Raw genomic sequence first — 24310 nt, forward strand, 5'->3', positions numbered from 1 at the left:
TTTTGCCAAAATGTTAATCTCTCAATGACAACATCTCCTAAAAATGAAGTCTGGACTGTATTTAAGCGCTTATTAGGTTATTTGAAGCCTCTTAAAACAGTATTAGCTTTTGCCATAATCGGCCTCATTATGTACGCCCTTGTGGACGCAACATTTATTGCCGTGATTAAACCATTTATTGATGAAGGCTTTGGTGGTCAAGCAGGCCAAGCGGCCCAAGCTGCTGGTGGTGTAACGGGCGGCGTAAGTAGTCTCGATTTTGGTACTGGTGACGGTTTTAACTCTGGCAGTGATGTTTTGCTGTTGGCACCATTTGTCGTTATCGGCCTGTTCTCACTTCGTGGCCTTGCAAACTTCCTGTCGACCTACTGTATTTCTTACATGAGTGCACGGGTGATTATGGATATGCGCCAAGAAGTCTTCGAGCATTACTTGACTCTGCCGGTAAGCTACATGGATAAAGAAAACACCGGTAACTTAATTTCTCGTGTGACCTACGACACCGAACAGATTGCGCGCGCATCGGGTAGTGCACTGATCACTATCGTTAGAGACAGTATTACCGTGATCGGCATGATTGCTATCATGTTCTATTTCTCTTGGAAACTATCTTTAGTTATCTTAATTGTCGGCCCTATTATCGGCGTAGTGATCACCGTTGTGAGCCGCCGATTCAGAAAAGTGTCTAAGCAAATTCAGACCGCCATGGGCGGAGTCACTGCTGCGACTGAGCAGATGATTAAAGGCCATAAGAACGTATTGTCTTTTGGCGGACAAGAAACAGAAGCTCAGCGTTTTGCAAAAGTTAACGATCAAAACCGTTACCAAACAATGAAACTGGCTACAGCTCAGGCTATTAGCCAGCCGTTAGTGATGATTATCGGTTCGTTTGCATTAGCATTTGTACTTTATGCAGCCAGTATTGACAGCATGAAAGCAGAACTAACAGCGGGTACGTTTGCCACTATTTTAGGTGCCATGCTAGCGATGCTGCAGCCGATTAAAAACCTTACCCGGGTTAACGCTGAATTCCAGCGTGGTATCGCGGCCTGTACTACAGTGTTTGAACTACTCGATACTGAGCCTGAAAGTGATACTGGTACTCTAGAAGTTGAGCGAGTAAAAGGTGAACTTGCCTTTAATCAGGTAGACTTTAGCTATCCAGGACATGAGAAGCTAGCACTAAGCGGTATTGACTTTAAAGTAGAGCAGGGGCAAACATTAGCATTGGTCGGCCGTTCTGGCTCTGGTAAATCGACCATTGCCAGCTTAGTCACTCGTTTTTATACTGGACTTAAAGCGGGTGAAATCACGCTTGATGGCCAAAATATCAATGATTACAAACTTAAGTCGTTGCGAAGCCAAGTTGCATTAGTCTCACAACAAGTGACCTTGTTTAACGACAGCATTGCTAACAACATCGCTTATGCATATCCAGGTGTGGCGACAAAAGAGCAGATCATTGAAGCGGCGACACTGGCTCATGCGATGGAGTTTATTGAGCCTATGCCAGAAGGGTTAGATACCCAAATTGGCGAAAATGGCGTGATGTTATCTGGTGGGCAGCGTCAGCGCATTGCAATTGCTCGTGCGATATTACGCAATTCGCCAGTATTAATTCTTGATGAAGCGACCTCAGCGCTTGATACTGAGTCTGAAAAGGCAATTCAGCAAGGGCTTGATAACTTACGTCAAAACCGAACCTCTATCGTGATTGCACACCGCTTATCGACGATTGAAAGCGCAGACCAAATTTTAGTGGTTGACCAAGGTAAGATCATCGAGCGTGGTACTCATGAGTCTCTGCTCGCCAAAGGCGGCGCTTATGCCAACTTGTATCAAATGCAGTTTGGTAGCTAAATGCAGTCCTGGGTAAATAAACTGTGGTATCAAGGTCATCCGCTGCGGTTTGCGCTCTGGCCGTTGTCGCTGTTATTTGCGCTGATCACAGGTTTTAGGCGCTTTCTGTTTCGCTTAAAGGTAAAAAAAGCGCTTAAGTTGCCTGTGCCTGTGATTATTGTCGGCAATATTACCGTTGGCGGTAGTGGTAAAACACCCACCGTCATTTATCTTATCGAGTTGCTGAGAAAGCACGGTTTAAAACCCGGGGTTATCAGCCGTGGCTATGGCGTCGAAATTGATGGTGTGCGTGCGGTTTTTCCCGGCGATAGCGCGGATAGTGTTGGCGATGAGCCTGCGATGATAGTGGCTCGAACTCAAGTGCCTATGGTGGTTGGTGCTAAGCGGGTCGATGCCGCTAAACACTTGTTGGTAGAGTTTGATGTGGATATCATTATTAGTGACGATGGATTGCAACACTATCAACTGGCTCGTGATATCGAGCTTATCATTCTTGATGGTGAACGACGTTTAGGTAATGGCATGTTATTGCCAGCAGGCCCACTACGTGAAGGTGCGTGGCGTTTACGCAGTGTTGATCATGTTATCGTTAATGGCGGTGTTGCACTTGCTGATGAGCAGGTGATGACCCTTGAACCTGCCAAATGGTTACCGGTTTCTGCAAATCATAATGCTAGTGCTGCTCCAACAAAAAGTGAACCTCTTGTGGCAATGGCTGGTATCGGCAATCCTCAACGTTTTTTTGATTCTCTGCAAGTGCAGGGATATCAAGTTGCGCAATCGCAAGCATTTGATGATCATAGTGCTTATAGTGAAACAGCGCTTAATCAACTAGCAAATGGCCGTTTGTTGGTGATGACTGAAAAAGATGCGGTGAAATGTCGCGATTTTGCAAAAGATAACTGGTGGTATCTCGCGGTAGATGCGAAGCTATCTCCCTCATTTGATAAACAACTACTGGCCAAAATTGATCGGTTGGTAGCAGATAAGTAAAGGCATTCGAAATGGCATTTGATAAAAAATTACTCGAAATCGTTGCGTGTCCAGTGTGTAAAGGCAAGCTTGAATACAATAAAGAAGCCCAACAGCTGATCTGCAAGGCAGACAAGCTGGCTTATCCTATCAATGACGGTATTCCGGTATTGCTAGAGAACAAAGCCGAGCCTTTGGCTGAATAAGCTAAGCTTGTTATTCTAGAACTAGAGAAAACTAAAAGCACCGAAGAGGTGCTTTTATCATTTTGGTTATCTAAGAGTGCATATGCTGGATAGCAAATAACGGCTTAATAAATTGACGAACAGTTTTAGATTCGTAACTGCTACAGCAATAAAAAAGGCGAAGGTAAACTCTATCGCCCAAGTGTTGCTATAGCTTATCTAGCTTCAAGCACTAGCTAATTTTTTACAGCGTTGACTTCGATATTTACGCCATGAGAAACCTTACTTCCTTCATTGTCTTCTAATAACACTGTTACACCGTCGTTAGCTGGTGTGGCATAATTGATAGCGGCTGCGCTATCAATACCAGGTAGAAGCTCAACAGTAAAGGCACACTCATAGAAATCGTTATCGTTTAGAGAACCACTATATCCAATGGTGTGTCCATTAGCACATGCTGGGTATGGCACAAATTCATGAGACCCACCGTCATTGAGCAATGTATGACCGGGTACCGGTGACAAATGATCAATCACAGACTCACCGTGTATGGTGATATCTGTTAAGGTCACATCTTCGATACCGGTATTTTTAATTTTCAACACCATAAGCTTACTGCTGGCAAATGTCATTGCTGTTACTGGTGGGAGGTTAGTAAAGGTTACGGTTTCATTATCACTGGCCTCTCGCTCTACTAGGTCATCATCGACACCGTAGACCGTAGCAAGGTTGATATGATTACCTCCAGCATCACCTTGTAGCTTCATGGTGATAACACAACTCGCTGAATCACCCGCTGATAGCCAGATACCGTTACCCAGATTGGTACCATTAACATCACAATCTGCTGTGATATCTGTGGCTGTACCAATGGGGTTCATGTTGGCATCCAAAAGCACGTCATCTAATTTGTAGAATTTAACAGCATCAACTGTGGAGGTATTGGTAAACATAAATGTATAGTCAACATCTCTATAGACTGAGGGGTCATCACCGGTTTCACTGACACTCTTTGGAACTGCTGTTTTAACCAGTGAGATCGTTGATGCCACATCAACGACAGCGACCATTTCCGTACTGTCACCAAGTGCTGTGTCACCTTCATCATCTTTGGCTATTGCATCCACTTTATTCATGTGTTTAAAGCCTGCATTGCCGGTAATAGCCTTAGTGAATTTACAAGTGTAAGTTCCGTTCTCAGCGATACTAGTAGACAGCGCGCCACAATCACCCGCTAGAAGATCACCGTATACGCTGTCAGATAGTGTCGTTAGCGTAAGTGGCGAGTCCCAGAATTCGGCATCATTTTTAACCTCAATGGTAAACTCAACATTGCCACCTGGTTCTAATACTTCATTTGGATTAGCCGTTTTAGTCACGGTAATTGCTGGTGGCAGGTTAGTGATCTGTACAGTGATCTCATTACTACAATGATCACCCTCAATACTGCCAGGAATATCGATACAACTATCACCGTCAACAACGGCTGTACCGTTCTTATCTTCTAACGAGAGCATGACTAAGTCATCGTAGAACTGCGGACTTTGGTCATTGGGTAAGTCTCTGTCGACAATGTGTACCGTGAAGGCACAACTGTAGGTGGCACTAGGCAGAATTTCACCGCCGTTAGCAGGCATAGAGCAGTTCGTCGAGGTCAGGTACTGTCCTTCAACATTTGTATTGACTGCAACTGGAGTAGCCCAAAGGTTAATTGAAGCATCGAACGTTCCCTCACCACCAATATCTATTTCATCAGTTAGTGATGTGATAAACAGTGATGTCTGAGCATTAGGGTTAGTAAAGCTTACTGTATAGTTAAAGGCTCCACCTGGTTCACTGCGGGTTGATGATTGGCTGGTTAGGGTTTTAATCACGGTTGGTGGGTTAGGTTTGATAAATACATCGATATCGAAGGTGTCACAACGACATTTAGATGGTGAACCTGCGGGAGTGGGAGCCCCAGCAGAACAATTGCCATATTCTTGTTGGTTCCAAGAAGCACAGTAATTAAAATCGGCCTTGTCTGAGTTATCATCATCACGACACAGCATGGTGATCGTTTCTCCGACATATTCGTGTACTTGACTGTTGCCTGCTTTTTTACTTATATCGGCACAGGCATCACCATCTAAATCGATACCAGGTAATTCAGTTGCACTACCACTTAACACCGAACAGGTATTAGTTTCGCTCTCGTCTTTAGCACTCCATTTGCCTTCTGGTAACCAGATCCCATAACCATAACGGCTGGTGGCCGTGGTTACTATGGTGAAGTCGGCTTTAAAATCAAATTCTTCTCCATCGGTACACTCGACCGGCGTTGTTCCGTCAGGGTTAGTCACATTTTTGACTTCACTGACTCGAATATCATTGGCGGTACAGGTTAAATGGCTACCAGAGTATTGGGCTAAGCAGACATTATTTTTCAGTTGCGGCAAGAATCCCGCATCTGCGGTTGACAGACTCGTGACGCCATAAAGGGTCGTTGCGCTTACCAGCGCAATACCGAGCGCTTTGATAAGTCGTTTGCATTTAAATCGTTTCATAATATTTACCATCTTAATTAGTTAATATGGATAAAACGTACTTGTTACTTTTTGCTAGCCAACTTTTGATAAAGTGCTAGCGTGAAATGTTTAGATATTCGGCGTAATTTAGCGTTGCGCCGTTGTCGACATAGTGCCGATAAAGCTGAACACCGGAGTGAAATAGCTCTATGTCACCGGGCTTCAGTGAGTGAGATTTAGTGAGTGGGTATTCAAACTTGTGACTAAAGAATAAGCAAACACTGCGCCATAGATGTAAGGTTCTGAATACAAAGTTAAAAGTGATACTTAGCGCAGCTTTAAAATGTATTGATGTTTCAAGGATGAAACAGGGGGCGATTAGAGTTAATTTTTAACTGTTTGTTTGTGCTCGATTTACACTCTAATGTTGTTCAAGCAGATAGTGTAACGCTTGTTACACTTGGTGTTGCAGCGCATGTCTTTGTAGTATTGGATGTGTCGACATTATGCTGCAATAGTGGGAGTCACGAATGGTGTTTGCACCGCTAGAGTTCGATTTTGCATTTCTTAATCAAACGATAAAAGGTGGTTCTGGATATTTTAAGTTCTCGGGCAGCTGCCGATATATTGTGGTTATTACGTTTAATAGCATCGAGCAGTAGTTCTGTGTCGATTTCAACCCTGTGCTGGGCTAAGTCAACAACATCGTTGTCAGCAGGCTGAATCTTGGTGATTTTTATCCCTAAGTCTGCTTCACTTAACGGGTCACCATTTGCCATTATAATGGCTCTATGTATGCGGTTTTTAAGCTCTCTGACATTACCAGGCCACTCATAGGCAAGCATGGTTTCTGCTGCTTGAGGCGAAAGCGTGTATTGCTGTGCTTTAGAGCTGAAGATTTTTAAATATTCATTGGCGAGCAGTGTTATGTCCGCTTTATGCTCTCTAAGACTCGGTGCGTGAATGTGTAGAATATTAATCCGATAGTATAGATCTTCACGAAATCGCCCCTCTTCAACAGCGGTTTCAAGGTTAATGTGAGAAGCGAAAATAATTCTACAATCAATAGTAATGGCTTTATTGCCGCCTAGGCGCTCTATGATGTGTTCTTCTAGAAAATGTAATAGATTAACTTGAGACTCTAATGATAGATCACCAATTTCATCTAAAAATAGCGTTCCCTTATTAGCCCTTTCTATATGACCAATATATTGCCTATCAGCGCCGGTGAAAGCGCCTTTTTCATGGCCAAATAGTTCGGATTGAATAAGGTTTTGGGGAAGGGCGCCGCAGTTGATCGTGATTAATGGGCCTAAACGCCGTTTGGATTGCTCGTGGATCAAGCGGGCGCAAAGGCCTTTACCTGTACCTGTTTCGCCGCTAATGAGAACTGATTCATCAGAGCCTGCCACTTTGGATAGGTTACATCTTAGCTGCTTGATAAGCTTAGTCTCCCCGAGTAATTGGTGATTGTTACAAGGAGAGGGGCTGAGAGAAGAATAAGGACAGTTGCTCTGCTGGGAAAGCGTTTCTTTTATGACGGCCATACCATATGCGTGGCCTAATGTGTGATTTAGACGATCCCAGTCAATGGGCTGGTGGTGATAATCAGCAAAGTAGCTAGATAAACATGAGGTTAGGTTTTTATCCTGAGTATGCGTTTTTGCAGTGATCGCTATCCAGATAAGGTTATTTTGATGAGCATTGAGGTGTTTTATGGTGCGTAATATCTGTAGCTTGTGACCGTTTGAGATTATTGCTATTGCAACTTTAATCTTGGTTGAATTTACGCATTGCAGCGCACTAGCAAGGCCATCGGCCTGAGTACAGTGCCAATTAAAGGGTTTGAGTTGTCTCTCTCCTTGAAAATCGTGGTCGGTAAAGTTTAATACCAATAGCTCCCTTATCGGTGACTCGCTATGTTTAAAATTGCTCATGGTATTGTCTAGAAGAGGGCTTGTGCTTATTACCAAGTAGAGAATAAGTTATGCACAAATTTTAGGCTGTATATGGGGGATCGCAAGTCTTACAATGTGGGAGCATCTGCGTAACACAGTCTTAAGTCATCTAATTGTTTGTAAAAGCGGTTATTATTATTTTTTATGTTGTCTTAATATTGAGACAGTGGGCCTCAGCCTCCAAGCAGTGTTAAGTAAGCAGCGGTAATATGGTGTTTTTTGATGATGAAAAAATGAGCTCCTCCCTGAGCTCTTATTAGTTGTAGCATTGGTTATAACTATTAGGTTATAGGCATTAGTATGGACTTGGGAGCGCCGGACAATCTGCGGGGGCGCTCGGTACATACTTAACCCCGTTACCATCGGCAACCTTCATGTTGTTAAAGGTATCGAGCAAGGTCTTGTAGTGATTTTGCGCTGCGGCGTCGGTACCTTGCCATGCCGCAATAGCAGCTGAAACGATATCTGCGCTAGACATAGTGCCTCCGCCAGGCATCATTAACACCGCATCACCGCCAAGGCGGTACTCAATATTGAACAAAAATGCCAGTAATTGCTGGGCAAGTTGTTCCCTTGGATCGCCGCCACCATTACCGTCAATGAGAAAATGTGACACTTCGGCTTTCACGGTACCCGCACCAGCTGAAATTCCATCTGTGATTGAGTCATTTTTGTATGCAGCATCGACAGGTGTACCATTGGTGAACATACCGTCAAATGGCTCATCGCCTTTACCGAAGTAGCTTGTTTCGCTGTCATAAGGGTCTAAACCATTGATATAACTTGTGACAAATGCTGCTTCCATTTCGCCCAGCCCGTTTTTGTTATGCCAATAGCCTTTAGTGCCGAAACTCGCCTCCTTGAAACAGATATTAGTAAATACCACGTCACCTAAAGGCGTGCTGCTATTGTCTAGGTAGGCATTACCCATGATAGGGGGGAATCGACCATCTGGGCCGCTAGCCTCGGAGCGCACATCAAACTCAAGAGTGACACTTGATGTTGCCATCCAGCCTTGAGCAGATGCCTCTTCAACTTGGTAGAAGTCTGATGGATAGGGAGTTAGCGGTGCATCACCATATCCATTGGGTAATAGAACGCTGAAGGTCATCATACCGTTGGCATCTGTTATGCGGTTTGCATAACCGTTTTCTAGGATCGGGTCGGCGGTGAGTCCAAAGCGTGCTACCACTTCGTCATACACGTCTTTATTAACCGTGCTACTGATAGTATCGGGTATAGGGCCACCGTTAGACTCAAGTAAGCTAGGTGCATACTTTAATCGAACTGGCCAGTTGGCTATCCCAACTTCGTTGGCATCATGGATACCATTATTATTGGTATCGAATACTTTTTTAACCGCAATATTGGCAAAACCCACCTGACTTAATGTAAGAGTGATCTGTGGATCGCTAGCTACCATAGGCTCTACACCTAAGGCTGCAGGGATAAAATCAGAGAACTCATTACTGGTATGTGGCGCTAAGCCGTCATCAAACAAATCAGGACAAGGCATTTCCATGACGAAACGCTGGATAAAGTCATTAGCGTCATCGCCATCCCAAAGATTAGGATCCTCTGGGCCGGTATTGAGTGAGCTAAACGCTTGGTAGTCATGAACATAACCTGATGTGGTTAAATATTGACTATTGAGGTTCTTGTCTTGATGCTCTGTCCATCTGAAGTGGTCTAAAGACCATGTATCATTTAACTGGCCTAGTGCCTCTTTAAGCAAGATAGTGGTTGGGTCGCCACTTGACTCGTCATTGGTGTTGTCGTCATTACGCACATTTATGCCATCTTCGATACCATATTGCCATTGCCAGATAAACTTCTCGCCTAGGTCTAAACGACAGTTTAAGTTGGCATCGTGGTAGTTACGCAGTGCGATAATACCGTACTGAGGTTTTTTCTCTTTTACCTTAAAGTTGTCGGTTTTAGCATAGCGTGGAATAAAGCCGTGAAAGCCTTCATTTTGCTCGCTATATTTATCCGTACGGGTCATCCAAGCTTTATAAACTCCACCTTTATTGGGAGTGTCGGCATAAGGGTAGAGCTGAATGACCATGGCATTGAGAGGGGTTCCACCGTGATCGATGTCTGGGTTAAATTCATGAACCGTAATCGTTTTTTTACCATTGGTTGGGAACTTTGTACAGGAAACCAACTTTCCCTTATCCAAGTAAGTACGGCTCTCTCCTAGGTATTGGGTAATGACGCCATTTTCGATTTTTACTTCTCGGCAGTCGACAGGATCGAGGGAGAGTAGTTGCTTACCGCTAGGATCGGTGACTTGGAAATAGTAGTTACCATCAGGAAGCGCCGCAGCGGATGCTGGCGCATTCATTCTAGGCCCACCATCAAGATAGACTTCGAGTTTACTTCCATATCTCACATTCTCATTAACTATGCCACCATCGGCTGTGGTGGTGAAAATCGCACCCGATAGCGCATTAGCTGCTATTGGCAGTCCTGCAAGGACAAGTGCTGCAAACATAGGTAAAAATGAGAAACGAGGTTTATTGTGAATACTCATAATTGATACCTCATTTATCGCAATATTCATCCTGATTTAATACATATTTGATGCCAACAATTAGGCTATAAGATTCAATGAGATAGACTTTACTCATGACTAAGGTGTCGCAAGAGGGTGACACTCCCAGTTATCTTTAGAGTCTTCAATGATTTAACGTGTCGCATTAGTGGAACAGAATCTTGGGGGCGGAGAAAAGAGGAAGGGCGAACATCTGCTATTTTTCTATGAATGCTTTCTATGAATACTTTTCTTTGAACTAAAGTGCAAAAAGGCTGAATAAACAGCCTTTTTGGGTTTCATCTACGTGTTTGTCTGTATTAATTCATCCAAGGTAATAGCCTTCTTGAGAATCTATCAGCTTGACCAAGGCGTATAGCACTGTTGTGACGCATTCTATACAGGGCTTGATAACACAAGGGCACTAAATACAAGCTAGTGACGGTTGAGAAGGTGAGGCCGCCGATAATCGCAATCGCCATCGGCGAGTATGATGGACCGCCACCGCCGAGCTGAGTATCACCCATGGCAAGTGGGACTAAGCCTAATACTGTTGTTCCTACTGTCATAAGCACTGGACGCAGACGGGTGAAACATACGGCGCTAATGGTGTCTGATAACTCATCAAGCTCAGGTGATAGTTGATTAATCTGATCCACCAGTACAATGCCGTTATTGACCACAATACCCATCAAGATCAAAATCCCAATCATCGCCATAATTGACATAGGCGTACCCGTAAACAGTAGTGCCCAAAATACGCCGGTAATGGAGAATAGGATTGAGGTGATAATTGCAGTTGGCAATAATAACGACTCAAACAGCGCGGCCATGACTATGTAGATCATCGCAATCGCCAAGATCATATTGGTTGCCATTACCGCTTCATCTTCATCTTGTTTTTGAAAGCCACCTCTTAATGAATAGCCGTAACCTGCAGGGAAGTTAACGTTGTCCATCACTTGAGTGATTTTGTTCTGCGCTTCCTCAGTCGTCAGTTCATCTAGATTTGCACCAATCGACAGTGCGGTCTGTCTATCGTAATGCCGAATGGTATCGAATCTTGGTAAAACCTCAACCTTGGCCAAGCTGTCTAAGGTGTAGACACGGTTATCGATGCGGATCACTGGCAGTTGTTTTAACTTCTCAAGCGATAATCGCCATTGCTGCTCAAACGACATTTCGATACGCAGTTCTCCATTGGGATCATGGCGAAATGATCGTAGAGGTGTACCTCGAAGCGCCATCGAGATGCTCGACGCAATTTCATTGAGCTTAAGATCGAGTCTCGCGGCCATTTGGCGGTCGATGCGGATCACCACTTCTTGTTGGGCACCGTTTAATTCAGAACGCACATCAGTGAGTCCATCAATATTGCTAAGCAGAGGAATGACTTGCTGGCTAAGGCGAATTAACTCAGAAGTTGAACGACCAGTGAGAGAGACGCGCACACCGTTGTTTTCCCCACCCCAGCCAAATTGTGGCTTAGCGATGGCAAACTTAGGAAAACCTTCACGAATGGTTTTCTTGAGTGCTTTCATATCGACTTCGGTATCTTCTTTTAAAATCAATGTCGATTGACCTCTGTCGGCAGAAAAGTAGCTGTATACCGAATCAATTTGGAACTTGTCTTTATTGGCATATAGGTAGCTTTCCATCTTAGTTATCATGGCTTCGGTGACATCTAAACTATGGCGGCCTTCCACTTGATAGTTAATGTATAAACGATTATTGCCTTCACCATCTGATTGATCCTGGCTGACCATACTCAGGGGCAGTGCAGTTGACGCTAAGATCACGAAAGCTAACACACCCGATAGGCGTGGGTGAGCTAAGATCCAGTTGAGGCTACGACGATAGTTTGTTTGCAACCGACTCTGCTTAGTCGTCTTTTTGGCTTTAAAAGTCATTTTACTGAGCATTAATGGCAGCAGAGTTTTAGCGACTAACAAAGATGCAGCCAGTGAAATACAGATAGCGATAGCCACATGTTCTAAAAAGATGGTGAGCTCGACTTTGACGCCGAAAATATTGGGTAAAAATACGATTGCCGTGGTCATGGTGCCCGCTAGTACAGCAAGCGAGACTTTGTCGACGCCCAGAAGAATCGCGCTCGTCGTCATCGGTGCATTGACCGCTTTTTGCTCATCAGCGCTAGCACTCGGTTTAGCATTGCCATCAGTATCGAGTGCCTGCTTTTCTTGCAGTACGCTTTCGGTCACGACCACGGCGTTATCAATCAACATACCTACCGCAAGTAATAAGCCCATCATAGACAAGATATTGAGGCTGTAGCCAAGTAAATACATGGCAGCGAGGGTCATGCAGATAGCAATCGGCACAGAAGAGACAATCACTAAGGTCATTTTTAGATCGCGAAGAAACAGGTACAGAACGACAAATGACAGTAGGGCGCCAATTAACCCCGCAGCAAGTAAATCGCGCAGCGATGAGGTAACCCCATAGGCCTGATCTTCCATGACAAACAGTTTAATGCCCTCAAACTGTGAGTCCTGTTTAGCCTCATCAATGACCTTCATGACGCGTTCTGATACCTCGACTAGATTCGCGCCCGACTCTTTAAAGACATCTAAACCCACGGCGTAGTTCTGATCTAAATGACGGCCATCTAATCGCTCCGGCAGTGAAAAACTGACCGTTGCAATATCCCCTAAGGTGATCCCCGGCGCGAGCACTAAGGCGGTAATATCATCTAAGTTTCTAAACTCGCCTTTTGGCGAGACTTGATAAACACGAGAGTCAGTTTTTAGCACCCCCGCGTTAATGACAAAGTTTTCTTGCTGTAAACGGCGGTTAAGTGCTTGGACTGAAATATTGCTCGATGCCAGCTTATCGGCATTAATGCGAATTTCAATCTGCTTCTGTTCAACCCCATAAAGTGTAACCTGTGATACGCCTTCAACGCGCTCAAGCGGTCTTTTAAGCTGCTTGTCGAGCAGGTCAAACGCGCTAGATAGTTCGCGGTCGCTCGATATTCGCAAGTTGAGTACTGGCATATCGGCGGTACTAAATTGCCTGATAAACACTCGCTCAACATCTTTAGGCAGTAAATGGCGCACCGCATCGATTTTTTCGCGGGCTTCTAAGCTTTTGGTGGCAACGTTTTCTTCCCATTTCATTCTTAGCTCAATTTCAGCACCATTTTGTGAAGAACTCGAACGTAGCTCCTCAATACCGCCCATTGTGGCTAATGACTCCTCCAGTATATTAGTGATATCACGTTCCACTTCCGCAGGTGTTGAGCCTTTATAAGGCACCTCAACAATAACTTGAGGGATGTCGATGCCTGGGAACATCTCAAGTGGTAGTAATCGACTTGAAGCAAGGCCAAAGAGTAGGATTGCCACAAAAAACATTGTGGTGGTCACGGGCCTTGCAATGGCTAAGCGGGTGATATTCATGCTTTGCCTCCTTCAAGCGTTTGCTTGTTGACTACAACTGTCTCACTGTTATTTTTATCAAATTCCTTTCGGTCATACTCTTTTCTGTCAAAGACGGCATAAAGTACAGGCAGCACAACCAAAGTCAGTAAGGTCGACAAAGATAGACCGAAAATGACAGTAATCGCCATTGGCGCCCTCACTTCACTGCCATCACCTAGGCCAAACGCCATAGGAGATAGGCCCAGAGCGGTGGTCATTGTGGTCATGATAATTGGACGTAAACGGGATTTGGCTGCGTTTGAGATTGCAGTCAGCTTATCTTCGCCACTTTGACGTAGTTGGTTAATTCTATCGACCAGTACAATGGCGTTATTAACCACAATCCCCGCCAGCATAATAAGGCCGATAAACACCACCACACTGAGATGGGTTTGGGTGATATACAGACCTAAAATACTGCCACCTACCGCCATTGGTACCGCGATAAGGATGAGTAGGGGGTGCAGCAGTGATTCAAATTGACTCGCCATCACCAAGTAAACTAAAAACACCGCTAATACTAAGGCAATTTGTAGAGACTTGAATGAATGCTCCATCTCCTCGTTCTGACCACCAAAGCGGGCTTGAACTGAAGTTGGCAGCGTTTGCGCGGCTAAAATATCGCGAGCGGTTAGCACGGCATCATTTAAGTCCCCGTATGCCAAGTTTGCAGACACAATGGCAACTCGTTGCTGGCTAATGCGGTTAATCGCAGAGGGACCAAGTTTTAGGCTGACATCAGCTACTGCGCTGAGCGATATAGGATGACTACTGTTTGGATTAATAATCATCGAATTGATATCGCTTATCTGATTGCGTTCTTCGAGTTCGCTACGGACCAATATGTCAATTTTACGATCTCTCACTGTGTACTGACTGGCAATCGTACCGCCAATGCGCTGGGCAATGCGGTTAGCGACGGTAGGAGCATCCATACCCAGTGCGGCTAATCGTTCATGGTCAAAGCGAATGCTAAGTTCTGGTTGGCCATCACGTAAACTGGTATTGATATCGGCAAAACGGTCAGATCCCGCTAAGGCATCGACTAAATTGTCGGCAGTTTGCTTAAGTTGGCCTAAATCGTAACCAATCAGCTCAATCTCCAGTGGGGTTTTGAAGCTAAATAGCTCAGGGTGTTGCACCTTGGCTTCAAGCTCAGGAATGCGCATTGCTGTTGCACGTAGCTTATTCGCAACAGCATCAAAGGCATTATGATCGCTAAGCACAACTTGTAAACGCCCCCAGTTTTCACCCCCGCGTGAAGTGTCTGATGTCATTAAGCCACCACTACCTGCCTGACTATAGGCATGCTTTACATCGCTGCGATCTTTTATCGACAGCGCAAGGGTTCGCAGTACGCGATCTGTTTGAGCCACTTCAGTTCCAGGTGGCAGTAACACCTCCACATAAAACTCGCCTTGATTCATCGGTGGAATTAGCTCCATGCCAAGGCGCGGTATTAACAGCGTCGCTCCCGCAGTGACAGCAATCGCAATAGATAGCGTTAAGACGCGAAACTTAAGTGCGGCGGCTAATAGCTTATGATAGAAGCGCTCTAATTTGTGGTAGCCCCAGTTAAACGCGCCGCTAATGGGGCGCATTATCAACCCAGTTAACCAAGATAGACTACGTCCCACAATAAGCACTAAGGTTAAGAGTGCGCTTGGCAGATAGTTAAATATCAATACAAAAGGAAACGAAAAGACTGTTGCACTGTAATGTTTCAATTTGGCGATTTTAGTCTGAGGCTTTGGCTTAATGGTTTGTTCCAATAAAGGCGGCAAGGCTTTAAAGCCTTCGCGAGAGGCCAGCATCGGAATTGTCGTGAGCGCGACAAGCAATGAGGCGAGTAGGGCGAAGGTGACAGTTAACGCTTGGTCGGAAAACAGCGCTCCTGCTACACCATCGACAAACACTAATGGTACAAATACCGCAAGGGTGGTGAGGGTTGAAGCAAAAATAGCGCCGGCGACCTCTTTGGTCCCCGTAACCGCAGCTTCGAGTCGGTTCATACCGAGCGACTTACAGCGGTCGATGTTTTCTAGCACCACAATGGCGTTATCAACGAGCAGTCCTACAGCTAAGGCAATTCCCCCTAGTGACATGATGTTAAGGCTGATATTGGCAAAGTACATCATATTGAAGGTTGCGATAACCGAAAACGGAATAGAAATTGAGATAATCAGGGTCGGAATAATATCTCTTAGAAACAGGTAGATGACTAGCATCGATAGCAAGCTACCTATCAAGGCTGCAGTGGTGACCTCATTAACAGCACTTTCAATAAATTCAGATTGATCGTAAATAACCTTTAATTCAGCCTTGGCATTACGCTCATTAAGTTTATTCAGTTCAGCGGTGACTTTACGAGCCACGGCAACAGTATTGGCATCACCTTCTTTATAAATGGCCAGTTCAATCGACTCTTTATCGCCTATGCGAGTAATGTCATTGCGCTCTTTAAAAGCATCGACGATTTGGGCGACTTCAAAGAGGCGAACCAGTGTTTGCTCATCACGGTAGATCACTATCTGGCCGAGCTCATCAAGCGAGTTAAACTGATTAAGAGTACGAACTAAGTATTCTTTGTCACCTTGGATTACTTTACCTGCCGAAAGGTTAATATTCTCTTCGGCAATACGACTGCGGATAAGATCTGCGCTTAAATTAAGCTGAGTGAGTTTTTGCTGGTTTAACTGAATATGAACTTCTTGCTGTAATCCACCTGAAAGCCTGACCGCTGCAACGCCAGATAAAGACTCAAGTTGGCGCTTTAACTCCTCTTCTGCATAAGTGCGCATCTGTTTTAATTCAGTTTCGCTCATCCCATCTGTTGTGCTTTGTCCGCTTTCACTGACATCTGCAACGGATAGGGCTAAACGTACTATGGGGTCTAAATTAGGGTTGAAACGCAGTAATAATGGCTTTTTCACATCCAGAGGCAACTCAATGGTGTCGAGCTTTTCTCGTACATCTAAGCTTGCCATATCCATATCTGTGCCCCATTCAAACTCAAGCACAACATCAGACATGCCTGAGCGAGAAATTGAGCTGATTTTTCTAAGCCCCTTTACAATACCTGCAGCCTCTTCAATGGGCTTAGACACAAGTTGCTCGACTTCAACGGGCGCCGCACCCACATATAGCGTACGAATAGTGATGGTCGGATAGCTCAAGTCAGGTAAAAGCTTTACCGCAAGGCGAGAGAATCCCACCATGCCGAAAAGAATGACCGCAAACATAAACATCCATACTGTTACCGGTCGATTAACCGCAGTTTTTATAATAGACATAACGTGCTCCGTTGTTACTTATCTATTTAGCTGACGCTAGATCTAATGAATGAGTTAACTCAACTGTCGCTTGAGGCTGAAATTTTTTGATAATAGACACCGCAGTCTCCCTATTTATTTGGCAGACGCTAGGTCTAATGAATTGATGACTTCGACTAATGATTGATCTTTGAGATTCTGTTGACCGCGGATCACAATCTGTTCTCCAGGCTCAATACCGGCGACGATTTCAACGGTATCGGCTTCGCGATAGCCAAGAGAGACACTGCGGCGATCGGCATTTTCACCATCGATAACATAGAGGGCAAATTCGTTGTCTTGGTTTATCACTGCGTTGTAAGGCACTGTGATGACATTACTATGAGTGTCGTACTTAAGCTCAACACGTGTGAACATACCGGCTTTAAGTGTGGCATTTTGATTTGGCACTGACAGCGTGACTTTAAAGGTGCCGCTTTGTGGATCAACGATGGGGCTGATCCGCAATACTGTCGCGTGAGTGGTTTGTTGGAGATGTTTATTAGCGTAAATCTCGGCTTGTTGGCCTAAACGAAGGTGCTGAAGTTGTTGCTCTGGCAGATGTACTATGCCGTAAAGTTCGTCTTGATTAACCACGTAAAATAGTTCATCAAACTCTTTCGCCATATTGCCAGATTTGACAAAGCGGGTGGCAACGATGCCATCGATAGGCGAGCGGATCAGACTTTCTTGGACATAAAGCGCGGCTAAATCTCGCTTTGCCATGGCGGCCTGTAGGTTGTATTCAAGTTTTGCCATAGAGTCGGCACTGAAAAACTCTTTATTGGTTATCTTTTTAAGGCGATTTAATTCTTGCTCAATGATCTCTACTTCTGCTTGAGAGCGGTCTAAATCAAACTTCTGTCTCTTAGAGTCGATAACAGCTAACAGTTGGCCCTTTTTAACTCTATCGCCTTCTTCAACCTTAATCTCTTGGATTAGACCAGCCACTCGAGTGACAACGTTAGCTTCTTGAGGTGCTTCTAATGTGGCAGTCGTGCTGTAAAAAGAAGAAACATCTCCTTGGATGACGGTTGCAGTCTCAACAGGAACAGCATACTTCTCTTCTTCCTTAGCCTGCTCTTCTGCGCCACATGCACTTAATAGTGTTGCGATTAGTAGAGTTAAAATGATTCTATTTTTATTTAACGTTTCCATGTAAGTAGGCCCTAATTCTATTTTCCGATAGGCCTGATAAAGCAGGATGTGTGCCAAAGTTAAAAGTTGTTTTTATTCAGCAGCTTATGTTCATGCTGTGTTCGTTTTTTGTGTTTTGATCACAAAATGTAGCGAAAAGTTACATATGTTGGTTTTTTTAACAAAAATATACTCTGCTGACGATTTACTGTCTATTTACTGCCTTTAGCTAACTTTATAGCAGTGCTTTATAACGATTTCTCACAGATATGAGTTGTGACTAATTGAAAGGTTTAGGCTAGATGAGCCATCAATATCGCGTATTTAGCTAACGGATATGACTGTTTTTACTATGTAGAAACGCCTTTTTTGCTGTCATTAGCATTTTTCATGATGAATTTTATTTGGCGTATTTACTCGTCGGATATAGTCGTCGCAATGAGTTATAAACATGACGAATTGATACAATTTATTGAGGAGATATCGCTATTGAGTGGCTAACGGCTTGCTGGGTTACTCACTGATGTTACTGCTTGAGCTCCGCTTGTTTGAGAGCCGCTTGCTTGAAAGTCGCTTGGTTTTAAATATGACTGGATGCTACTTGTTTGAACATACTACTGCTTGAGTACTGCTAATTTGAGTACGGACTGCTGAAATATCGAGCAAGAGTAATGGGGAGTAGCGAATTAGGCGCAATAAAAAGGTCGTCGTATCTCAATTTAAGTGACGAGTTTAAATGTGATGATGACTGATATTTATCCGCGTTTATCTAAATCGATAAATTCACGCTTAGCATCACCCGTATAAAGCTGGCGAGGACGACTGATCTTATGACCAGGCTGATCTAGCATCTCTTTCCAATGTGCAATCCAACCGACTGTGCGCTAGGGCGAACCATATTGGGTGAACATGCCGGAATACTCTATAGGATAGAACCAGATAATAAAAAAGGCACTCAATGAGTGCCTTTTAGGTCGTCGTATCTCAATTTAAGTGACGAGCTTAAATGTGATGATGACTGATATTTATCCGCGTTTATCTAAATCGATAAATTCACGCTTAGCATCACCCGTATAAAGCTGGCGAGGACGACTGATCTTATGACCAGGCTGATCTAGCATCTCTTTCCAATGTGCAATCCAACCGACTGTGCGCGCTAACGCGAACCATATTGGGTGAACATGCCGGAATATTTTATAGTATAGAACCAGATAATAAAAAAGGCACTCAATGAGTGCCTTTTAGGTCGTCGTATCTCAATTTAAGTGACGAGCTTAAATGTGATGATGACTGATATTTATCCGCGTTTATCTAAATCGATAAAGTCACGCTTAGCATCACCCGTATAAAGCTGGCGAGGACGACTGATCTTATGACCTGGCTGATCTAGCATCTCTTTCCAATGTGCAATCCAACCGACTGTGCGCGCTAGGGCGAACAATACTGTGAACATGCTTGTTGGAATGCCAATGGCTTTCATGATGATCCCTGAGTAGAAATCAACATTGGGATAAAGCTTCTTAGACACGAAATACTCATCTTCTAGTGCAATACGCTCAAGCTCCATGGCTACATCTAGAAGCGGATCGTTCACTTTCAGTTCGGCAAGCACTTCATGACATGTTTCACGCATTACTTTAGCGCGAGGGTCGAAGTTCTTGTAAACACGGTGACCGAAGCCCATAAGACGGAATGGATCTTCTTTATCTTTAGCACGTGCAATAAACTCTGGAATACGATCAACAGTACCGATCTCTTCCAGCATATTTAGGCATGCTTCATTCGCTCCGCCGTGCGCAGGACCCCATAGAGACGCAATACCCGCTGCAATACATGCAAATGGATTAGCACCTGAAGAGCCCGCTAAACGTACGGTAGATGTTGACGCATTTTGCTCGTGGTCAGCGTGTAGGATGAAAATACGATCCATGGCACGTTCAACGATTGGGTTAACCTTGTATTCTTCACAAGGTACTGCAAACATCATGCTTAAGAAGTTGCCAGCATAGCTTAAGTCGTTACGTGGGTAGACAAACGGCTGACCGATTGAATACTTGTAACACATCGCTGCAATTGTTGGCATCTTCGATACCAAACGATACGCGGCAATTTCGCGATGACGTTCGTCATTCACATCTAAAGAGTCTTGGTAAAACGCCGATAGGGCGCCAGTTACGCCACATAACATCGCCATTGGGTGAGCATCAGGTCTGAATCCTCTAAAAAAGAAGGCCAGTTGCTCGTTAACCATGGTGTGAGTCTTTACTGTGTGTACGAATTTTTCGTATTCAGCTTTACTTGGAAGCTCTCCATAAAGCAACAAATAGCATAAATCTAAGTAACTTGATTCTGTCGCCAGTTGATCGATCGGGTAACCGCGGTGAAGCAGTATTCCTTTCTCACCATCGATATAAGTAATTGCAGATTCACAAGATCCGGTCGCAAGAAATCCTGGATCGAAAGTAAAGTAACCTTTGCTACCTAACTTGCTGATGTCGATTACATCAAATCCTGCCGTACCTTCTTTAATAGGTAGATCGATTGAATCATTCCCTGGTAGTTCTAATTTGGCTATATTGTCAGCCATACCCCATTCTCCTTACTTCATTCTTATTGAGTGCGGCTTATCAAACGTCAATACTTTACAGTGAATCTAGATCACATTTCAATTTAAATAAGCGTTTAAATTCGTTAGACCATGGTATTAAATGCCATTAACTACCTGTGCCAACAGCAGCTTGGCAGATTTTTTCACCAAAAAAACTAAATTTGCATAATGTGATGTTTGTATTTGACATTTCACCCACGTATACTTGCCGCAGCTCAGAAGAGCTGCATACATTAGCGATTAGTTATCACTTATTTGCATGCTTAATTAGTGGTTGCTAAAACTGTTAAATGTTTGTTTCAAGTTTTCTTTTGTAAAAGTTCTAAACCGTGATCTTGATCACTGGTTAGAATTTGAGCGAAAGCGGTTCATATAACAAAAAATAGCTCAATTGAGCAGAGTGAGCAGAACGTGAAAAAGCAAAGACCTGTCCATTTAGATCTGCAGACCATACGCTTCCCTGCAACAGCGATCGCGTCGATTCTTCATCGTGTATCGGGTGTCATCATGCTGTTTGCCGTCGGTATCCTTATCTGGTTGCTTAATGAATCATTAGCATCAGCCGAGAGTTTCGCTGGCGTCCAATCTCTTTTTGATAACTTTGTTGTTAAGTTCATCGTTTGGGGAATTCTTACCGCGCTGGGTTATCACTTAATAGTGGGTATTCGCCACTTAGTGATGGATGCTGGCTACTGGGAAGAACTTTCTTCTGGTGTAACTTCGGCTAAAGTCGCTATTGCCTTGTCAGTAGTGTTTTCAATCATTGCGGGGATTTGGGTATGGTAACTAACGCAGCAAGTTTTGGGCGCAGCGGTGTCCATGACTTTATTCTTATACGTGCAAGTGCAGTAATCCTAGCCTGTTATACCATTTTCTTGGTTGGGTTTATCGCATGTAGCTCTCCACTAACTTATGACGCATGGCATGGCTTATTTAGCACGTTGCCAATGAAAGTCTTCACCGTACTCGCGCTAGTTGCAGTGTTGATACATGCCTGGATTGGGATCTGGCAGGTGCTGACTGATTATGTAAAGTGTGTTTCTCTACGTGGTGTACTTCAGTTTGTTTTTGTCGTAGCAGCCTTCAGTTATTTGGTCGCAGGCATTTTGATTGTGTGGGGTGTTTAAGTGGGTATTCCAGTTCGCGAATTTGACGCGGTTGTAATCGGTGCTGGTGGCGCCGGTATGCGTGCCGCTCTACAGATTTCTAAAGAAGGTAAGAGCTGTGCGCTGTTATCTAAAGTATTCCCAACTCGTTCTCATACCGTATCTGCACAGGGTGGTATTACTGTAGCCCTTGGTAATGCGCACGAAGATCACTGGGAACAGCACATGTACGATACCGTTAAAGGTTCTGATTTTATCGGTGACCAAGAAGCGATTGAGTTTATGTGTAAGACCGGTCCTGAAGCCGTTATTGAGCTTGAGCATATGGGTTTACCTTTCTCACGTTTCGAAAACGGCACTATTTATCAGCGCCCATTTGGCGGCCAATCTAGAAACTTTGGTGGTGAGCAAGCGGCGCGTACCGCAGCTGCTGCAGACCGTACCGGTCACGCATTATTGCATTGCCTTTACCAGCAAAACGTTAAACATAAGACCGAAGTCTTTTCTGAGTGGTATGCACTCGACTTGGTTAAAAATGAAGACGGTGTGATTGTCGGTTGTACTGCAATTGAAATTGAAACTGGCGAAATTGTTTATTTCAAAGCAAAAGCAACGATTTTAGCGACAGGTGGAGCAGGTCGTATCTACGCCTCTACTACTAACGCTCATATTAACACTGGCGACGGTGTGGGTATGGCGATGCGCGCTGGCGTGCAGATGCAAGACATGGAAATGTGGCAGTTCCACCCAACGGGTATTGCTGGCGCAGGTGTTTTGGTCACTGAAGGTTGTCGTGGCGAAGGCGGTTATCTGCTAAACAAAGACGGCGAACGTTTCATGGAACGTTACGCACCTAATGCGAAAGATTTAGCATCTCGTGACGTGGTTGCACGCTCTATGATGACTGAAATCCGTGAAGGTCGTGGTCTTGATGGCCCATTAGGTCCGCACTGTTTACTTAAGCTTGATCACTTAGGTAAAGAAACCCTTGAAGCACGTCTTCCTGGTGTTTGTGAATTGTCTCGTACTTTTGCACATATCGATCCAGCAGATGGTCCAATCCCAGTTTTACCGACTTGTCACTATATGATGGGTGGTCTACCAGCCAAAGTGAGTGGTCAAGTTGTACGCCAAAATAGCGATGGCACTGAAGAAGATGTAATCGGTCTATTCGCGGTTGGTGAAATAGCATGCGTATCGGTGCACGGTGCGAACCGATTGGGTGGTAACTCATTGTTAGATCTTGTAGTATTTGGTCGAGCAGCGGGTCAACACTTAGGTAAAGCATTGGACGAAACACCGATTGCAAAAGATGCAACACAAGCTGATATCGATGCCTCTCTAGCGCGTCTAAATCGCTGGGAAAGCAACAAAGATGGTGAAGATCCAACGGTTATCCGTAAAGACTTACAACTTTGTATGCAGCTTAACTTCTCAGTATTTAGAAGTGGCGATGCGATGGCTGAAGGCCTTAAAGAGCTTAAAGCTATCCGCGAACGTTTGGCTAATGCGAAACTTTCTGATAACTCAACAGAGTTCAATACTCAGCGTATTGAATGTTTAGAGTTAGATAACTTGATGGCAACTGCAATTGCTACGGCAACAGCGGCCAACTTCCGTACAGAAAGTCGTGGTGCACATTCACGTGAAGATTACCTAGAGCGTGATGATGATAACTGGTTATGCCACAGTATCTACGACCCGGTTACCGAGCTAATGACTAAGCGTGATGTGAACATGGAACCAAAACTTCGTGCCGCATTCCCGCCAATTAAGCGTACCTACTAAGGAGAAGACCCGATGAAATTGGAATTTGCAGTTTATCGCTACAATCCTGATGTAGACACTAAGCCATACATGAAGGATTACAGCTTAGAAGTGGATGAAGGTACCGACATGATGGTACTGGATGCACTATTAAAGCTTAAAGAGTTAGACCCAACACTCGCGTTTAGACGCTCATGCCGTGAAGGCGTATGTGGTAGTGATGGTATCAACATGAATGGTAAAAACGGCCTTGCGTGTATTACGCCAGTTTCTACCTTTAAAGGGAAAAAAATCGAAATCCGTCCACTGCCAGGCATGCCTGTAGTACGTGATTTGATTGTTGACCTAACTCAGTTCTATACCCAGTACGAAAAGATTAAGCCTTTCTTGATTAACGACGAAAAAACGCCTGCGCGTGAACATCTGCAATCACCAGAAGAGCGTGAGCATTTAGATGGACTCTATGAGTGCATCATGTGTGCATGTTGTTCTACGGCTTGTCCTTCATTCTGGTGGAACCCAGACAAGTTTATCGGTCCAAGTGGCTTGCTACATGCCTATCGCTTCTTGATCGATAGCCGTGATACGGCAACTGAGGAACGTTTATCTGGGCTTGATGACGCGTACAGCGTATTTCGCTGCCACGGCATCATGAACTGCGTTGACGTTTGTCCTAAAGGGCTTAATCCGACAAAAGCAATTGGACATATTAAGTCTATGCTGCTGCAGAGAGCCGTTTAGTATGCAGAACCAAGAGCCGATATTGATATAGCTCTATATGAGTCACTTTCCCTGTGGAGGGTGGCTCTTTTTTGTGTCATGGAAGACAAATATAACGAAAATCTGGAACTCTCGGGGCTACAGAGATTACATATCCTTTACGTTACTAAGGATCTGTATTTATGACTTTGGCTAAGCAC

General features: G+C 44.4%; 15 protein-coding genes. 7 read left to right on the top strand and 8 right to left on the bottom strand.

The annotated features are described in order from the left end of the window. Positions 1–24: 24 nt before the first annotated feature. The 3 genes from msbA to ACVBIO_RS06255 are packed head-to-tail and all read left to right on the top strand — an operon-like array spanning position 25 to position 3038. A complete protein-coding gene (gene msbA, locus ACVBIO_RS06245; protein WP_447162211.1) occupies positions 25–1860 on the top strand; it encodes a lipid A export permease/ATP-binding protein MsbA in 1836 nt (611 codons plus the stop codon). Further along, entirely contained in the window at positions 1861–2853 is a 993-nt protein-coding gene (gene lpxK, locus ACVBIO_RS06250; protein WP_447162212.1) for a tetraacyldisaccharide 4'-kinase, read from the top strand. It abuts the gene before it with no gap. 11 nt (positions 2854–2864) lie between these two features. After that, entirely contained in the window at positions 2865–3038 is a 174-nt protein-coding gene (locus ACVBIO_RS06255) for a Trm112 family protein (RefSeq protein WP_084221416.1), read from the top strand. Between the two features lie 215 nt (positions 3039–3253). Here the strand turns inward: ACVBIO_RS06255 and ACVBIO_RS06260 are convergent, their stop codons facing one another. The 8 genes from ACVBIO_RS06260 to ACVBIO_RS06295 all read right to left on the bottom strand — a co-directional run bounded on the left by ACVBIO_RS06260 (position 3254) and on the right by ACVBIO_RS06295 (position 20496). Then, positions 3254–5563 carry a hypothetical protein gene (locus ACVBIO_RS06260; protein ID WP_447172219.1) on the bottom strand — a complete coding sequence of 770 codons (2310 nt, stop codon included), beginning with the start codon at positions 5561–5563 and terminating at the stop codon, positions 3254–3256. A gap of 506 nt (positions 5564–6069) precedes the next feature. Further along, a complete protein-coding gene (locus tag ACVBIO_RS06265; protein ID WP_447169806.1) occupies positions 6070–7461 on the bottom strand; it encodes a sigma-54-dependent transcriptional regulator in 1392 nt (463 codons plus the stop codon). 316 nt (positions 7462–7777) lie between these two features. After that, entirely contained in the window at positions 7778–10018 is a 2241-nt protein-coding gene (locus ACVBIO_RS06270) for a hypothetical protein (protein ID WP_447172220.1), read from the bottom strand. 320 nt (positions 10019–10338) lie between these two features. Beyond that, on the bottom strand, positions 10339–13440 hold the full coding sequence (locus tag ACVBIO_RS06275; protein WP_447172221.1) for an efflux RND transporter permease subunit: 3102 nt from the start codon (positions 13438–13440) through the stop codon (positions 10339–10341). After that, entirely contained in the window at positions 13437–16754 is a 3318-nt protein-coding gene (locus ACVBIO_RS06280; protein WP_447172222.1) for an efflux RND transporter permease subunit, read from the bottom strand. The genes ACVBIO_RS06275 and ACVBIO_RS06280 overlap by 4 nt, the downstream gene beginning before the upstream one ends. A 114-nt stretch (positions 16755–16868) precedes the next feature. Next, positions 16869–17930 carry an efflux RND transporter periplasmic adaptor subunit gene (locus ACVBIO_RS06285; RefSeq protein ID WP_447162220.1) on the bottom strand — a complete coding sequence of 354 codons (1062 nt, stop codon included), beginning with the start codon at positions 17928–17930 and terminating at the stop codon, positions 16869–16871. A gap of 1004 nt (positions 17931–18934) precedes the next feature. Next, positions 18935–19141 (bottom strand): citrate/2-methylcitrate synthase, encoded by a 207-nt coding sequence (locus ACVBIO_RS06290; RefSeq protein ID WP_447162230.1) that lies wholly within the window; start codon positions 19139–19141, stop codon positions 18935–18937. 65 nt (positions 19142–19206) lie between these two features. After that, positions 19207–20496, bottom strand: coding sequence for a citrate synthase (locus tag ACVBIO_RS06295; RefSeq protein ID WP_447162221.1), 1290 nt, complete (start codon positions 20494–20496; stop codon positions 19207–19209). Between the two features lie 411 nt (positions 20497–20907). On the opposite strand from ACVBIO_RS06295, the gene sdhC reads away from it, so the two are divergent. Genes sdhC through ACVBIO_RS06315 form a run of 4 tightly spaced genes read left to right on the top strand, consistent with a single transcriptional unit; the run spans position 20908 to position 24131 of the window. Continuing rightward, entirely contained in the window at positions 20908–21303 is a 396-nt protein-coding gene (gene sdhC, locus ACVBIO_RS06300; protein WP_447162231.1) for a succinate dehydrogenase cytochrome b556 subunit, read from the top strand. Beyond that, positions 21297–21644 carry a succinate dehydrogenase, hydrophobic membrane anchor protein gene (gene sdhD / locus ACVBIO_RS06305; RefSeq protein ID WP_447162222.1) on the top strand — a complete coding sequence of 116 codons (348 nt, stop codon included), beginning with the start codon at positions 21297–21299 and terminating at the stop codon, positions 21642–21644. The genes sdhC and sdhD overlap by 7 nt, the downstream gene beginning before the upstream one ends. After that, a complete protein-coding gene (gene sdhA, locus ACVBIO_RS06310; RefSeq protein WP_447162223.1) occupies positions 21645–23411 on the top strand; it encodes a succinate dehydrogenase flavoprotein subunit in 1767 nt (588 codons plus the stop codon). 12 nt (positions 23412–23423) lie between these two features. Continuing rightward, the gene (locus tag ACVBIO_RS06315) at positions 23424–24131 is read left to right on the top strand and encodes a succinate dehydrogenase iron-sulfur subunit (RefSeq protein ID WP_220781975.1); all 708 of its coding nucleotides are present in this window, start codon (positions 23424–23426) and stop codon (positions 24129–24131) included. Positions 24132–24310 lie beyond the last annotated feature (179 nt).

This window comes from Shewanella sp. 0m-8 (assembly GCF_052977265.1).

What these genes read in the sequence shown, in the direction of transcription:
- msbA (WP_447162211.1), top strand. Translation starts at nt 25, where the DNA reads ATGACAACATCTCCTAAAAATGAAGTCTGGACTGTATTTAAGCGCTTA.
- lpxK (WP_447162212.1), top strand. Translation starts at nt 1,861, where the DNA reads ATGCAGTCCTGGGTAAATAAACTGTGGTATCAAGGTCATCCGCTGCGG.
- ACVBIO_RS06255 (WP_084221416.1), top strand. Translation starts at nt 2,865, where the DNA reads ATGGCATTTGATAAAAAATTACTCGAAATCGTTGCGTGTCCAGTGTGT.
- ACVBIO_RS06260 (WP_447172219.1), bottom strand. Translation starts at nt 5,563, where the DNA reads ATGAAACGATTTAAATGCAAACGACTTATCAAAGCGCTCGGTATTGCG.
- ACVBIO_RS06265 (WP_447169806.1), bottom strand. Translation starts at nt 7,461, where the DNA reads ATGAGCAATTTTAAACATAGCGAGTCACCGATAAGGGAGCTATTGGTA.
- ACVBIO_RS06270 (WP_447172220.1), bottom strand. Translation starts at nt 10,018, where the DNA reads ATGAGTATTCACAATAAACCTCGTTTCTCATTTTTACCTATGTTTGCA.
- ACVBIO_RS06275 (WP_447172221.1), bottom strand. Translation starts at nt 13,440, where the DNA reads ATGAATATCACCCGCTTAGCCATTGCAAGGCCCGTGACCACCACAATG.
- ACVBIO_RS06280 (WP_447172222.1), bottom strand. Translation starts at nt 16,754, where the DNA reads ATGTCTATTATAAAAACTGCGGTTAATCGACCGGTAACAGTATGGATG.
- ACVBIO_RS06285 (WP_447162220.1), bottom strand. Translation starts at nt 17,930, where the DNA reads ATGGAAACGTTAAATAAAAATAGAATCATTTTAACTCTACTAATCGCA.
- ACVBIO_RS06295 (WP_447162221.1), bottom strand. Translation starts at nt 20,496, where the DNA reads ATGGCTGACAATATAGCCAAATTAGAACTACCAGGGAATGATTCAATC.
- sdhD (WP_447162222.1), top strand. Translation starts at nt 21,297, where the DNA reads ATGGTAACTAACGCAGCAAGTTTTGGGCGCAGCGGTGTCCATGACTTT.
- ACVBIO_RS06315 (WP_220781975.1), top strand. Translation starts at nt 23,424, where the DNA reads ATGAAATTGGAATTTGCAGTTTATCGCTACAATCCTGATGTAGACACT.